The 13748-nt window shown below is 70.3% G+C and carries 14 protein-coding genes; 6 read left to right on the forward strand and 8 right to left on the reverse strand.

The window, feature by feature from the left end; translation table 11 throughout:
• Nucleotides 1-5: 5 nt before the first annotated feature.
• Together pepQ and O9Y01_RS12680 are read right to left on the reverse strand one after the other, a co-directional pair.
• Nucleotides 6-1355 (reverse strand): Xaa-Pro dipeptidase, encoded by a 1350-nt coding sequence (gene pepQ, locus O9Y01_RS12675; protein ID WP_269631945.1) that lies wholly within the window; start codon nt 1353-1355, stop codon nt 6-8.
• A gap of 107 nt (nt 1356-1462) precedes the next feature.
• Complete coding sequence (locus O9Y01_RS12680; RefSeq protein WP_269631946.1) at nt 1463-2065, reverse strand: 5-formyltetrahydrofolate cyclo-ligase; 603 nt, start codon at nt 2063-2065, stop codon at nt 1463-1465.
• A 79-nt stretch (nt 2066-2144) separates the two neighbouring features.
• Between O9Y01_RS12680 and O9Y01_RS12685 the strand changes: the two genes are divergently transcribed.
• Nucleotides 2145-2522 (forward strand): TfoX/Sxy family protein, encoded by a 378-nt coding sequence (locus O9Y01_RS12685; protein ID WP_269631947.1) that lies wholly within the window; start codon nt 2145-2147, stop codon nt 2520-2522.
• A gap of 22 nt (nt 2523-2544) precedes the next feature.
• Here O9Y01_RS12685 and O9Y01_RS12690 read toward each other — a convergent pair whose 3' ends face one another.
• Both O9Y01_RS12690 and O9Y01_RS12695 read right to left on the reverse strand, forming a co-directional pair.
• Nucleotides 2545-3012 carry a cupin domain-containing protein gene (locus O9Y01_RS12690; RefSeq protein WP_269631948.1) on the reverse strand — a complete coding sequence of 156 codons (468 nt, stop codon included), beginning with the start codon at nt 3010-3012 and terminating at the stop codon, nt 2545-2547.
• A 2-nt stretch (nt 3013-3014) separates the two neighbouring features.
• A complete protein-coding gene (locus tag O9Y01_RS12695) occupies nt 3015-3374 on the reverse strand; it encodes a DUF2917 domain-containing protein (protein ID WP_269631949.1) in 360 nt (119 codons plus the stop codon).
• 132 nt (nt 3375-3506) lie between these two features.
• Between O9Y01_RS12695 and O9Y01_RS12700 the strand changes: the two genes are divergently transcribed.
• Nucleotides 3507-4499 (forward strand): LysR substrate-binding domain-containing protein, encoded by a 993-nt coding sequence (locus O9Y01_RS12700; protein WP_269631950.1) that lies wholly within the window; start codon nt 3507-3509, stop codon nt 4497-4499.
• Between the two features lie 3 nt (nt 4500-4502).
• Here O9Y01_RS12700 and O9Y01_RS12705 read toward each other — a convergent pair whose 3' ends face one another.
• Complete coding sequence (locus O9Y01_RS12705; protein ID WP_269631951.1) at nt 4503-5069, reverse strand: 5-formyltetrahydrofolate cyclo-ligase; 567 nt, start codon at nt 5067-5069, stop codon at nt 4503-4505.
• A gap of 24 nt (nt 5070-5093) precedes the next feature.
• Here O9Y01_RS12705 and O9Y01_RS12710 point away from each other — a divergent pair, with 24 nt between their 5' ends.
• The 3 genes from O9Y01_RS12710 (at nt 5094) to O9Y01_RS12720 (ending at nt 9006) form a co-directional block, all read left to right on the forward strand.
• Nucleotides 5094-7172 (forward strand): lytic transglycosylase domain-containing protein, encoded by a 2079-nt coding sequence (locus O9Y01_RS12710; protein WP_269631952.1) that lies wholly within the window; start codon nt 5094-5096, stop codon nt 7170-7172.
• A 52-nt stretch (nt 7173-7224) separates the two neighbouring features.
• Nucleotides 7225-8178 (forward strand): complex I NDUFA9 subunit family protein, encoded by a 954-nt coding sequence (locus tag O9Y01_RS12715; protein ID WP_269631953.1) that lies wholly within the window; start codon nt 7225-7227, stop codon nt 8176-8178.
• A 144-nt stretch (nt 8179-8322) separates the two neighbouring features.
• The gene (locus O9Y01_RS12720) at nt 8323-9006 is read left to right on the forward strand and encodes a glutathione S-transferase family protein (protein ID WP_269631954.1); all 684 of its coding nucleotides are present in this window, start codon (nt 8323-8325) and stop codon (nt 9004-9006) included.
• Nucleotides 9007-9062: 56 nt separating this feature from the next.
• On the opposite strand, the gene O9Y01_RS12725 is transcribed toward O9Y01_RS12720, so the two are convergent.
• The 3 genes from O9Y01_RS12725 to fba form a co-directional block, all read right to left on the reverse strand.
• Nucleotides 9063-10175, reverse strand: a complete 1113-nt coding sequence (locus O9Y01_RS12725; protein ID WP_269631955.1) for a hypothetical protein — start codon at nt 10173-10175, stop codon at nt 9063-9065.
• A gap of 123 nt (nt 10176-10298) precedes the next feature.
• The gene (locus O9Y01_RS12730) at nt 10299-11195 is read right to left on the reverse strand and encodes a phosphoribosylaminoimidazolesuccinocarboxamide synthase (protein WP_269631956.1); all 897 of its coding nucleotides are present in this window, start codon (nt 11193-11195) and stop codon (nt 10299-10301) included.
• 110 nt (nt 11196-11305) lie between these two features.
• On the reverse strand, nt 11306-12370 hold the full coding sequence (gene fba / locus O9Y01_RS12735; RefSeq protein ID WP_269631957.1) for a class II fructose-bisphosphate aldolase: 1065 nt from the start codon (nt 12368-12370) through the stop codon (nt 11306-11308).
• Between the two features lie 356 nt (nt 12371-12726).
• Between fba and O9Y01_RS12740 the strand changes: the two genes are divergently transcribed.
• On the forward strand, nt 12727-13746 hold the full coding sequence (locus O9Y01_RS12740) for an STAS-like domain-containing protein (protein ID WP_269631958.1): 1020 nt from the start codon (nt 12727-12729) through the stop codon (nt 13744-13746).
• Nucleotides 13747-13748: the final 2 nt, after the last annotated feature.

Below are 13748 nucleotides of genomic sequence, written 5' to 3' on the forward strand. Positions count from 1 at the left end.
TCGACTCAAGCCAGCGATGCGAAGGCGTCGCGCGTGAGGTTCTCCGGCGCGCCTTCGGCACGGCACACCACATCGTCCTCGATGCGGATGCCGCCAAAGCGCGCCAGGCGCTCCACCTTCGCCCAGTCCACGGCCTTCGCCGCCGGGGTGGCGCGCAGCTTGTTCAGCAGCGTGGGGATGAAGTAGAGGCCCGGCTCGATGGTCACGCACATGCCGGCGGCCAGGTCGCGGGTCAGGCGCAGATAGGGATGCCCGTCCGGCTTGCCCCGCGTGCCACCGGCCTCGCTGGCCATGAAGCCGCCGACGTCATGCACCTGCAGGCCCAGGAAGTGGCCGATGCCATGCGGGAAGAAGGTGCTGGTCACGCGCTCGGCCAGCATCGCCTCCTCGCTCATGGCCACCAGCTGCTGCTCGCGCAGGATGCGGGCGATGTGGCGGTGGGTGCTGAGGTGGATCTCGCGGTAGTCCACGCCCTGCCGGACCTCGTCGACCAGGGCCAGCTGCGCCGATTCCATGGCGGCGAGCAGGGCGTCGAACTCGGCGCTGGCGGCATCGCCGCGGGTCCAGGTGCGGGTGATGTCAGACGCATAGCCCGCCACCTGTGCGCCCGCATCCACCAGCAGGGTCAGGTGTTGCGCGGGGCGCGCCGTGTCCTGGTACTGGTAGTGCAGCACGGCGGCGTGCTCGTTGAGACCCACGATATTGCTGTAGGGCAGGTCGCGGTCGGTGTGCCCAGCCGCGATCAGGTAGGCACGGTGGATCTCGGCCTCGGAGCCGCCGGCCAGGAAGGCATCACGCGCCGCCAGATGCGCACGAGCGCCGATGCGCGAGGCCTCGCGCAGGCATTGCAGCTCATAGGGCGTCTTGCAGGCGCGGGCCCAGTGCAGGCTGTGGATCAGGGCCTCGGGGTTGTTGGGGATGAGGTGCTGCAGGGCGGCGTCGGCCTCGCCGACGATGGCCAGGCGGCTCACGTCCGCGGGCAGGTGCTGCAGCGCCTGCTCGGGCTCGCTGATCACGCGCAGCTCGACCTGGTCCACCCAGTAGCCGGCGGGCGGCGCGGGGGGCACGTGCCAGTAGTCGTCCGGCTGGTAGTAGACGAGCAGCGGCTTGGTGCCGGGGCGCACCAGCAACCAGCTGTAGGGATGCGCCACCAGCGGCAGCCAGGCCTTGAAATGCGGGTTGGGCTGGAAGAGGTAGGGCCGGTCGTCCAGGAAGGCGTATTTCTCGACGCCCGAGGCGATCAGCAGGGCCTCATGGCCGCTGAGGCTCAATGCACGCTCGGCGCGGGCCTGGCAGGTCTGGAGGTGCTCGGCGTAGAGCGAGGCGATGCGGGGGTCTTGGGCGGCGTGGCTCATGGCGACAGGAGGGGGCGCGGTGGCGCGCGGTGGCGTTCTGGTGAAGCCCGCATTCTCGGTCAGGCGGCCGCCGCTTGACCCCGGTCATGCCCGGGGGCCTGCCCGGTTCAGCCGCGCTCGTCCCAGACCACGCCTTCCTCGGTGATCATGGCCTGCAGGGGCACGTCGTGCGGCTCGGCCTTCAGCAGCGGCAGGAAGCCATGGGCATAGCCCACGCCTACCGTGGCAGGGCGCGGCTTCAGCGCCGCCAGCGTCCGGTCCATGAAGCCGCCGCCATAGCCCAGGCGCAGGCCGCAGGGCCCGAAACCCACGCAGGGCACCACCAGCAGCTGGGGCTCGAAGACCTCGGTGTCCTTGGGCTTGGGGATGCCGTAGGCGTCCTCCTCCATGGGGCAGCCCGGGTACCAGACGTGGAAGCGCAGGGTGCCGTGCTCCTTGTCCACCACCGGCAGGCCGATGCGGCGATCCTCGTGGGCCTCGCTCCAGCGGTAGAGAGCCGGCAGCGGGTCGAACTCGCCCTTGATGGGCCAGTAGGCACCGATGGTCATCTCGCGGCGCGTCACCAGCCAGACGCGCAGGACCTCCTGCAGATCGGCCGAGAGTTCGAGGCGATGGGGCAGGTCCAGGCGGTCCTGGATGAGCTTGCGGCGCAGCGCGACCTTGTCGTTCAAATCCACAGGCAAGACCCTTGCATGGCAGGAAGCCTGCATCCTAGCCGGGGTCAGGCCTTGCTGCCAGCCTGATCGTCAGGGCGGTGGCTGCAGGGGCGCTTGCGCCTATCATGGGCCGATGTCCAAGGAACTGCTCGACCACGCCCTGGAGCTGCTGGCGCCGCTGGGGCCCCTGCGCAGCCGCCGCATGTTCGGTGGCTGGGGCATCTATGTGGATGACCTCTTCATCGCCATCATCGCCTTCGACCAGCTCTTCCTGAAGGCGGACGACACCACCCTCCCCCGCTTCGAGGCCGCCGGCTGCCGGCGTTTCGAGTATGAGCGCGAGGGCAAGCTGGCCGGCCTGCGCTATTTCAGCCCGCCGGAGGACGCGATGGAGTCGCCAGCGCTGATGCGGCCATGGGCGCAGCTGGCGGTGGAGGCGGCGTTGCGCGCGCGGCAGAAGCCGGCGACACGCAAGCCGAAGCCCTCCTCCTCAGCCAGCCGCAAGTACTGAGCGCCAGGCGATGGCGCGGTGCCTAGGCGCGCCGCACCTCGGCCAGCGCCACCAGCACCTCCTCTTCGCCATTCATGTAGAGGCGCTTGCCCTGGTGCGGGTAGTCGCAGACGTCCTGCTCCAGGTGGATGCGGGCGGCGAACATCAGGAGCGGCTCGCTGCCGCTGTTGTGGATGCTGTGCGCCTCACCCCGGGCCGCGAAGCCCAGGAAGTCCCCGGTGCGCAGCGGGTGCCACTGGTCCTCGATCAGCACCCGCCCCTCGCCGCTCAGCACATAGAAGCACTGCTCCTCGTACAGGTGGCGGTGGTACTCGGCCGAGGAGCGACCGGGCGCCAGGCTCATCAGCTGGCAGCCCAGCTGCTCCATCCCGGTGGCCGCGGACAGGAAGCGGGCCTGGCGCACGGCCTGGGGATCCAGCAGGTGCGTCTTCTCCTGCACCGGCAGGGCCTCGATGGCCGCACGGCTCAACAGTGCGCGAGGCCCTGCCATGATCAGGCGATCACCAGGCCGTGGCTGCGCTGGTTGACCGTCACCGGGCGGCGCTGCACGTCAGGGCAGGCCAGAGGCGGCACCAGCAGCTGGAAGCGGGCCTGCGGCCAGGCTTCCAGGACCAGCTCGGCGCCCGAGGGCACGGTCAGGCTGTCCCCGGCTTCGAGCCAGACGTCCAGGGCCGGGCGGTTCAGGCGACCGTCACGGGTCAGCCAGACCCGGCCTTCCAGCACCTGCAGCTCGCGCGGGCCCGGGCCGATGGGCAGCTTCAGGGCCTCGCCCTGGGCCAGGCGCCAGTCGGCGCCGTGATCGGCGGCACGATGGATTGATGCGGATTCTGCGGCAGTGATTCGGCTGAACATGGCTTTCCCCTCTGCTCCCGCTGGCCCTTGATTCAATGGAGGCCCGTAAAAATCGGGAACGTGGAGGGATACTAGGGTCTCCACTGATCAGCGTCCAATGAGATCATTGCGCCGTATTGATGCGTTTCAGTCATGAATCCAAGCCGCCAACGCCCCCTTGCCATCGGCCCGCTGCGCGCCTTCGAGGCCGTCGCACGGCACCTGAGCTTCCGCGCCGCAGCCGAAGAGCTGCACCTGACGCAGTCAGCCATCAGCCGCCAGATCCGCTCGCTGGAGGAGGAGGTCGGCTGCCAGCTCCTGCTGCGCGGCACCCGGCATGTGGAGCTGAGCAGCCACGGCTCCCTGCTGCTGGGCACGGTCCGCGGGGTCCTGGACCGGCTGGACACCACGGTGCGGCAGATCCGCCAGAGCCAGGGGCGCAAGGTGGTCAACGTGACCACCTTCGCCTCCTTTGCCTCGCTGTGGCTGCTGCCGCGCCTGGAGGCTTTCCACCGCCTGCATCCGGACATGGACATCCGGGTCTCGGCCCATGACCAGATCATCGAGCTCGATGACAGCGAGATGGATCTGGCCCTGCGCTACGACACCACCAGCGAGATGCCGGTGGATGCCCAGCGCCTCTTCGGCGAGATCCTGACTCCCGTGGTCAGCCCCTGGCTGCTGCAGCAGGCGCAGCAGGGGCAGCTGCCGCCCCTGCGCCAGGCCAGCGACCTGGCCCTGCACACCCTGGCCGAGGAGGACGACCAGCGCCCCTCGGGCGTCTACGTCAGCTGGCGGCGCTGGCTGGCCCAGCAGGGTCAGAAGGACCTGCAGCCGCGGCGCTGGATGTACCTCAACTTCACCTACCAGCAGGTGCAGGCGGCGCTGTCAGGCCAGGCCGTGGCTCTGGCGCGGCTGGCCCTGGTGAGCGAGTCCCTGCAGCGCAAGGAGCTGGTGGAGCCCTTCGGCCCCACGGCCCGCATCGACGCGCCCTCCGCCTACTGGCTGGTGATCTCCCGCCAGGGCCGGCAGCGGCCCGAGGCGCTGGAGTTCGCGCGCTGGGTACAGGAGCAGGCCGCACTCACCCGCGAGGCCATCGGCGACGGCCCGGTGGGCGAGAACGAAGAGGGCCTGGGCGGCGACTGAGGCTCAGGGCGCCAGCAGCGCCGACTCGGTCAGGATGACGGTCAGCGCCTGGTCATGGGGCTGCACGTCCAGCTCGATCGCCCCCAGCTGCCAGGCCAGGCCGACCGTCGTCACGCCGGGATGCGCCGCCAGCCAGCGGTCGTAGTAGCCGCCGCCATAGCCCAGGCGGTAGCCCGCCGGGCTGAAGCCCACGCAGGGCACCAGCAGCACATCCGGCAGGACCACGGCGCCTTCGCTGCTCGGGATGCCGCATTCGTCCTTGACGGCCGGCGGCTGCCCGTCCCAGCGGCGAAAGTCCATCTGGCGGTTCGCCTTGCGCGCAAAAGGCAGGGCCAGGGTGCAGTCCTCAAGGCCCTCAGCCGCCTGGAGCAGCGCAGCTGCGTTAAATTCGCCCTCGAGAGGCCAGTAAAGCCCCAGGCACTGCGGCTCCAGCTGCGCCAGCAGGCTCAGCAGGCTCCGGCCCAGCTGTGCTTCGGCGTCGGCAAAGGCCGGCGAGGCGATGAATTCGCGGCGCTGCCGCAGCAGCTCTTTACGCAGACTTGCCCGATCGGGCGCGGCACTGGTCGTCACGGGACACCCCATCAAGGACACGCATTGAACGCAGTATATGGAGCGCCCGGCGCAGCGCCGGGCCCATCGGGGACACGCAAGGGCGCGGGCCGCCTGCTCGGCTGGACGCTGGCCGGCCTGCTGGCCCTGGCCGGTGCCGAGGCCCGAACGCAGACCATCCCCCTGCCCCTGAACACGCCGCAGACCGACCTGATCACCGAAGCGCGCGAGGCCCTCAAGACGCGGGACAAAAAACGCCTGCAGGCCGCCGCGCAGCAGGCCTACGCCAGCCAGCATCCCCTGGCCTCCTGGGTGGCCTACTGGGACTACGGCCAGCGCCTGAGCGAGCTGAGCCAGGCCGAGCTCGAGGACTTCTACGCCCGCTTCCCCGGCACTTACGTGGAGGACCGCCTGCGCAACGACTGGCTGCTGGAGCTGGGGCGCCGCCGTGACTGGTCCAACTTCCAGCGCGAGCTGCCCCGCTTCAAGATGGCGGACGACCGCGAGGTGGTCTGCTACGGCCTGCTCGCCGAGCACAGCCAGGGCCGCGATGTCCACGAGCGCGCCCGCGCCGCCTGGCTCGCCCAGAAGGACGGCGACGACGGCTGCGCCGCGCTGGCCGCCACGCTGTTCGAGGCGCGCAAGTTCAGCGCGGCCGATGTCTGGACCAAGCTGCGCCTGTCCGTCGAGTACGCCCGCCCCCGCGCGATCCGCCAGGCCACCGAGCTGCTGCCCAAGCCCGTGCAGCAGGGCATCCAGGACGCCCTGGAGAACAACGCCCGCTTCATGGCACGCAAGGTCGCCGGCCTGGGCCGGTCGCAGGCCGAGCTCGCCACGCTGGGGCTGGTCAAGCTGGCGGGCAGTGACCCGGCCCAGGCCGCCGACGCCCTGCAGCAGCGCTGGGCCCAGGCCCTGCCCTCCGAGCTGGCCGCCTGGGCCTGGGCGCAGGTCGCCAAGCAATCGGCCTTCCGCCTCCAGCCCGAAGCGGCCGACTACGCCGAGCAGGCGCTCACGCTGCAGGGGCGCGCGCCCGCCCGCGACTGGAGCGAGGACAGCTGGGCCTGGATCGCCCGCGCGGCCCTGCGTGCCGACCAGGGCCGCGGCCGCCCGGCGCTCTTCAACGCGGCCCACGAGGCCCTGCAGGCCTTCGAGGCCAAGGAGCCCGTCTGGGCCTACTGGCGCGCCCGCCTGCAACTGAGCCAGGCCCCGGCGGGCACGGCGGGCGAAGCCCAGCGCCAGCAGGCGCGCGCCGCCCTGCAGGCCATCGCCAACCCGCTGCATTTCTACGGCCAGCTGGCCGCCGAGGACCTGGGCCTGACCCTGCCCCTGCCGCCGGCACCGGCGCCGCTCACCCCGCATGAGCGCGGTGTCGCCTTCGCCCACGGCGGGCTCAACCGTGCCCTGGCGCTGATCAGCCTGGGGCTGCGCAACGAAGGCGTCAGGGAGTGGAACTTCAGCCTGCGCGGCATGAGCGACCGCGAGCTGCTGGCCGCGGCGCAGCTGGCCTGCGATCGGGAGGTCTGGGACCGCTGCATCAACAGCAGCGAGCGCACCCGCAGCGAGATCGACCTCAGCCAGCGCTTCCCCCAGCCCCTTGCCAAGGAGCTCGGCGCCAAGGCGGCCGAGGCGGGGCTGGACCTGCCTTATGTCTACGGTCTCATCCGGCAGGAATCCCGCTTCATCCAGGATGCCCGCTCGCATGTGGGCGCCAGCGGCCTGATGCAGGTGATGCCGGCCACGGCCAAATGGACGGCCCGGAAGCTGGGCGTGGACTACCGCCCCGAATTCCTGACGGACCGTGACTTCAACCTGCGCATCGGTACCGGCTACCTGAAGCTGGTGCTGGACGACTTCGGTGGCGCCATGCCCCTGGCCGCCGCGGCCTACAACGCCGGTCCCAACCGCCCGCGCCGCTGGCGCGAGGGCCAGGTGCTGGACGCCTCGCTGTGGACCGAGAACGTCCCCTTCAACGAGACCCGCGACTACGTGAAGAAGGTGCTGGCCAATGCCACGGTCTATGCACGCCTGATGGGTTCGCCCCGCAGCTCGCTGCGGGAACGCCTGGGCGCCACCATCGGCCCGCGCGAGACCACGGCGCCTCAGGCCAACCAGGACCTGCCATGACCGGCGCATGCAGCGCGCCGGATCCTCGCCCGATGCTTGCCCCGACACCCCCATGAAGACCACACCAGACCCGGACACTCGCCTGCTGATCTTCGGCGGCAGCGGCTTTGTCGGCCGCGCCCTCTGCCGCCAGCTGGTGGCGGCGGGATACGCCCGCATCACCGTGCCCACGCGCCATCGCGCGCATGCCAAGGCCTTGAGCGTGCTGCCCGGGGTCACGGTGCTGGAGACTCGGCCGCTCGACGACGACACCCTGCAGGCCCTGGTGGCGGGCGCGGAGGTGGTCGTCAACCTGATCGCCATCCTGCAGGGGAGCGAGGCCGCCTTCGAGGCCACGCATGTGCACTGGCCCCGGCGCCTGGTGCAGGCCTGCGAGGCCGCGGGCGGGCGGCGCCTGGTGCATGTCAGCGCCCTGGGCGTGGCCGAGGACGCGCCCTCGCGCTACCTGCGCTCCAAGGCCCGGGGTGAAGCCGTGATCCGCGCCAGCGGCCTGGACTGGCGGCTGCTGCGGCCCTCGGTGATCTTCGGTGCAGAGGACCGCTTCCTGAACCTCTTCGCCGAGCTGCAGCAGGTCTTGCCGGTCCTGCCCCTGGCCGGCGCGACGGCGCAGTTCCAGCCCGTGTGGGTAGAGGACGTCGCCGCGGCCCTGGGTCAGCTGATCGTGAGGCCCGAGGCCGCGGGCCAGGTCTTCGAGGCCGCCGGCCCGCAGGTGCTGAGCCTTCGCGAGCTGGTGCAGCTGGCGGGGCAGCTGCTGAGCCGCCCTCGCCCCATCGTGCCCCTGCCGCACGCGCTGGCCTGGCTGCAGGCCCTGTTCATGGAATGCATGCCGGGCGAGCCGATGATGTCGCGCGACAACCTGGCCTCGATGCGGGTGCCCAACGTCGCCAGCGGCCTGCTGCCCGGGCTGGCGGAGCTGGGCCTGCGGCCGCGCAGCGTGACCGGCGTGCTGGACGTCCTGCCGCGGGCACTGCGCCTGGACGACTGGCGCCGGCGCTTGCGGGGCTGATCCTGCCTGCCCGCGCCAGCCGGTGGCCCTGCCCATACGCTGCGCGCATCAATCCCATGCCGATTTCTCAGCAGTGCTGCGCGGGTCATGCCGCTAAGCTTCAGCGTCCTGATTCCATGAACCCCTGAACTCTGAGGAACGCCCATGAAGCTGGTGATCGGCAACAAGAACTACTCGTCCTGGTCCATGCGGCCCTGGGTCCTGGCCAAGGGCCTGGGCATTCCCTTCGAGGAGGTCAAGCTGCGCTTCGACTTCAACGCCGGTTCGCCCTTCTACCAGGCGCTTGCCAGGCACACGCCGGCGGGCAAGGTGCCGGTGCTGGTGGAGGATGACGGCTTTGCCGTCTGGGACACGCTGGCCATCACGGAGTACCTGGCCGAGCGACATCCCGAAGCGGGCGTGTGGCCTGCCGATGCCCGCCAGCGTGCGCGCGCCCGCAGCCTCTGTGCCGAGATGCACTCGGGCTTCGGCAAGCTGCGCTCGCTGTGCCCCATGAACATCGAGGCGGCGCTGCAGGCCAAGGGCGCCGAGCTGCTGGCCAGCGAACCCGGCCTGGGCAAGGACCTCGCCCGCATCAGCGAGCTGCTGCAAGGCGCGCTGGCTGCAAGTGGCGGCCCCTTCCTGTTCGGCACCTTCTGCGCGGCCGACGCCTTCTACGCTCCGGTGGCCATGCGCATCCGCAGCTATGGGCTGCCGGTGCCACCCGTGGTCGGCGCCTACCTCGACCGCCTGGCCTCGGCGCCCGGCGTGCGCGAATGGATCACCGATGCCCTGGCCGAGCACGACTTCATCGCGGACGACGAGCCCTACCGCACGGCACCGGCCTGAGCCCGCGCCGGGCGCCGCCAGGCCTCCGGCCGCGGGAGCGCGCCGGACGCCGCGATTCAGCGCCGCAGCGGGTCCGCCTTGAGGCCGGAGGCGGCGAGCGCCTCGCCCCACTGCTGCTGCTGGCGTGCGAATTCCGCCCACTCGGCCGCAGCGCGCTCCTGGTGATGGGCCGCCGCGGCCGTCTCGCCCACGGCGGCAAAGATCTGCGCCAGGCGGGTGTGGGTGGCCGCGCGGTCGTCGACATCGCACAGCGGATCCAGCTCGACCGCGGCCTCCCGGGCCTGCTGCACGGCGGCCTCGGTCTCGTCGCAATTCAGGCGGCACCAGGCGAGGTCGGACAGCAGGCTGCTGCCCAGGCGGGCCAGGCCGCGCGAGATGGCCAGGGGCAGGTGCTCCTCGTAGAGCGCCTTGGCCTGAGGGAAGTCCCCCTGGATGGCGAGGATCTGCGCCCGCAGCAGCGGGGTCAGCTCCGCCAGCACCGCGGCGCCGACGGCGGCGTCGTAGTGCTTGACGGAGTCCACGCCCAGCAGCAGCTCGGGCGCCAGGGCGGCCGTGCTGGACAGCGCCTTCCAGCGCACCTGGGCCGTGCGCATCACGGCCATGTTGTACATGAGGGCCGAGATGGTGGCGTCGTCGCCATCGGCCGCGGCATAGGCGCGGGAGCGCTGGAACCAGGGCAGCGCCTGCTCCAGCTGGCCGGCGTACTGCCAGCACACGCCCATCACCATGTGCACCCGGCCGCGGGCCACGTGGTGCTCCGGCGCGGCCACGCGCAGGCATTCGGCCGCATGGCTGAGCACCACCGGCAGGTCATGCCGCACATAGGCCAGCTGCGTGAGCCAGGCATGGGCCAGGGCCTCGACCTCGGTCTGCCCGATGCTGCGGGAGATGCTCAGCGCGCGCTGGATCTTCTCCTGGGCGCTGCTGCCGAAGTCGGTGTAGTAGCTCATCAGGCCCTCGGCCAGATGGAGCCAGGCGCCCACCTCGGGATGCGGATGCTGGAAGGCCAGCTGGTGTAGCACGGTCAGCTGCTCGCGGGCCTCGTTGAGGGCGCCGTGGCGGGCCAGCAGGATGGCTCGCCGTGCCTTCAGGCAGGCCGCCGGCACCGGGCTCTTCGCCGCCGCGATGTCCTTGTCCAGCTGCTTGAGCAGGCGCGACTTGATCTCCATGCAAGACTCCCTCGCTTCGGCGCGCCATCCGGGCGCCAGGCGTACCCCAGGGTCCGCCGGTTGATTCGATCCGGGTACAGCTTGCCAGACGGAGGGCCAGCGCGGGCCCGGTCTGGATCAATTTCAGCGCGTCAGGCGCTCCAGGGCTTCCTGGTACTTGGCGGCGGTCTTCTCGATCACCTCGGCGGGCAGCGCCGGCGCAGGGGCGACCTTGCCCCAGGGCTTGCCATCCACCTGGGCCTGCTCAAGCCAGTCGCGCAGGAACTGCTTGTCGTAGCTGGGCGGGTTGCTGCCCACGGCGTAGCTCTCGGCCGGCCAGTAGCGGGAGGAGTCGGGGGTCAGCACCTCGTCCATGAGGGTCAGGGTGCCGTCGGCGTCCAGGCCGAACTCGAACTTGGTGTCGGCGATGATGATGCCCTTGGTCAGGGCGTAGTCGGCGGCACGCTGGTAGAGCTGGATGGCAATGTCGCGCACCTTCTCGGCCATCTCGCGACCGATGATGGCAGCGCAGCGCTCGAAGTCGATGTTCTCGTCGTGGTCGCCCATCTCGGCCTTGGTGGCCGGCGTGAAGATGGGCTGGGGCAGCTTGGAAGCGTTCTGCAGGCCGGCCGGCAGCTCGACACCACAGACCTTGCCGCTCTCCTTGTACTCGGCCCAGCCGCTGCCGGCCAGGTAACCGCGCACCACGGCCTCGATGGGCAGGGGCTTCAGGCGCTTGACCAGCATGGCGCGGTCGCGCACCTGCTCGCGCTCAGCCTCGCTCACCACGGACAGCGGGTCTTCGCCCGTCAGGTGGTTGGGGACGATACCCTGCAGCTTGTCGAACCAGAACAGCGCCATCTTCGTGAGCAGCGCGCCCTTGCCCGGGATGGGCTCGCCCATGATGACGTCGTAGGCCGAGATGCGGTCGCTGGCGATCATCAGGATGCGGTCCTCACCAACTGCGTAGTTCTCGCGCACCTTGCCGCGGGCCAGGAGGGGAAGCGAGGTGAGGGAGGAGTTCAGCAGGGCAGCGGTCATGGTGGGCATCCGTCGAAGAGGCGCCGATTTTACGGGCGCCGCGGGCAAAAAAAGACCCGCGGGCCTCTGGACCAGCGGGTCTCGTTGACGGAGCCGTTGCCGTCACTGCATCACTGCACGACCTGCGCGAGCTCGCCGCGTGCATAGGCCTCGGCCACCTGCACCAGGCTCAGGGGCTTGATCTTCGCGGCCTGGCCTTCGCAGCCGAACTCCAGATAGCGGGCCTTGCAGACCAGCTTGGCGGCCTCGCGGGCGGGCTTGAGCCATTCGCGGGCATCGAACTTGTCCGGGTTCTCGAACAGGAACTTGCGCACCGCGCCGGTCATGGCCAGGCGGATGTCGGTGTCGATGTTGATCTTGCGCACGCCGTGCTTGATGGCTTCCTGGATTTCCTCGACGGGCACGCCGTAGGTTTCCTTCATCTTGCCGCCGTACTGGTTGATGATGGCCAGCAGCTCGGCAGGCACCGAGGACGAGCCATGCATCACCAGGTGGGTGTTGGGAATGCGCTTGTGGATTTCCTTGACGCGGCTGATGGCCAGGATGTCGCCCGTGGGCTTGCGCGAGAACTTGTAGGCGCCGTGGCTGGTGCCGATGGCGATGGCCAGGGCATCCAGCTGGGTGGCCTTCACGAAGGTGGCGGCCTCTTCCGGGTCGGTCAGCATCTGGCTGTGGTCCAGCTTGCCGGCGGCGCCGATGCCGTCTTCCTCACCGGCATCACCGGTTTCCAGGTTGCCCAGGCAGCCCAGCTCGCCTTCCACGGTCACGCCGACCTTGTGGGCCATCTCGACGACCTTGCGGGTGACGTCCACGTTGTAGTCGAAGGACGAGGGCGTCTTGCCGTCTTCCATCAGCGAGCCGTCCATCATCACCGAGCCGAAGCCCAGGTCGATGGCGCCGGCGCAGACCTTGGGGCTGGTGCCGTGGTCCTGGTGCATCACCAGGGGGATGTGCGGGTAGGCTTCGACGGCGGCCTGGATCAGGTGCTTGATGAAGCTTTCGCCGGCGTACTTGCGGGCACCGGCGCTGGCCTGCAGGATCACCGGGGCGCCGACCTCGTCAGCCGCGGCCATCACGGCCTGCACCTGCTCCAGGTTGTTGACGTTGAAGGCCGGGATGCCGTAGCCGTGCTCGGCGGCATGGTCCAGCAGCTGGCGCATGGAAACGAGGGCCATGATGAGACTCCGAGGAAGTGAAAGATCCTGAGGACGCGGCCGGAGCGCGACTCGCAGGGGCCGCCCCTGCAGTCTGCGCCGTAACCGCGCCGTAACTGCCCGGGATTCTAGCGGCGGGGGCCTGCAAACCGGCGGTCCGCTCCGGCAAGCCGGGCACCCGCCCCCGCGATTCGGGTGCAGCTGGCCCGGGTTGGGTCGCTTGCGAGCGGACGAGGCTGCGGCTAGTCTCGCAACTGGTCCGCCACTGGTGTGTTGCGCCCACCCCAAGCGTCGGGCTGGATCGCCTTCCCCGTCCTGTTGCGCCGCTGCCCGGCCGGCGCTTGCGGCGACACTGGCAGCCCTCTCATGGAGCGTTCATGACCCGTCTGTCCATCGACCACCTGACGCTGTGGATCACCGCTGCCGCCCGGGAGCATGCGCTGGACCTGCCCGCGCATGTGGAAGAGCGCACCGGCGCCAGCCACCGCGCCGTGCTGTCGGCCCTGCGCCGCCTGGTCGACGCGCAATGGCTCACGCGCGAGGGCAGCACCCGCCGGCCGGTCTACGGCCCTGGCGTGCTGCGCCAGGTCGTGCGCACCTACAGCCTGCACGGCCTTCAGGAAGACCTGCCCTGGCAGCGCGACTTTGCCCCCAACTTCGCCCTGCCCAGGCATGTCGCCCGCATGGTGCAGCACGGCTTCACGGAGCTGGTCAACAACGCGGTGGACCACAGCGGCGGCAGCAGCGTGACGGTCTCGCTGCGCCAGACGCCCAGCCATGTGCAGCTGCTGGTCTCGGACGACGGCTGCGGCGTGTTCAACCGCATCTGCGAGTCCTTCGACATCACCGACCCCCAGCACGCGATGCTGGAGCTGTCCAAGGGCCGCCTGACCAGCCAGCCGCAGATGCACACCGGCCGCGGGCTTTTCTTCAGCTCGCAGCTGGCCGATGTCTTCGACATCCACGCCAATGGCACGGCCTTCCAGCGCCGTGCCTGGGAGTCCACCGGCTGGCAGCCCGGCCGGCCGCTGCCGCGCCAGGGCAGCTCCATCTACATGTCCATCGCGCTGGACAGCACCCGCACCCTGGACCAGGTCCTGGAGGCCTGGAGCACCGACGGCACGGGCATTGAGTTCGACCAGACCAAGATCTACCTGCGCCTGGTGGCCGGCCCGGGCCAGGCCCTGGACTCGCGCGCTCAGGCCCGGCGCGTGGCCGCCCGGCTGCCGCAGTTCAAGCGCGCCGAGGTGAGCTTCGAGGGCGTGGAGGACGTCGGGCATGGCTTCACGGACGAACTCTTCCGCGTCTTCGCCCGGGCCCATCAGGAGGTGGAGCTGGTGCCCACGCACATGACGCCGCGCATCGAGGCACTGGTGCGCAGCGCGCAGAAGTCCTGAGC

This window comes from Pelomonas sp. BJYL3, assembly GCF_027257975.1.
GTDB lineage: Bacteria > Pseudomonadota > Gammaproteobacteria > Burkholderiales > Burkholderiaceae_C > Roseateles_B > Roseateles_B flavus.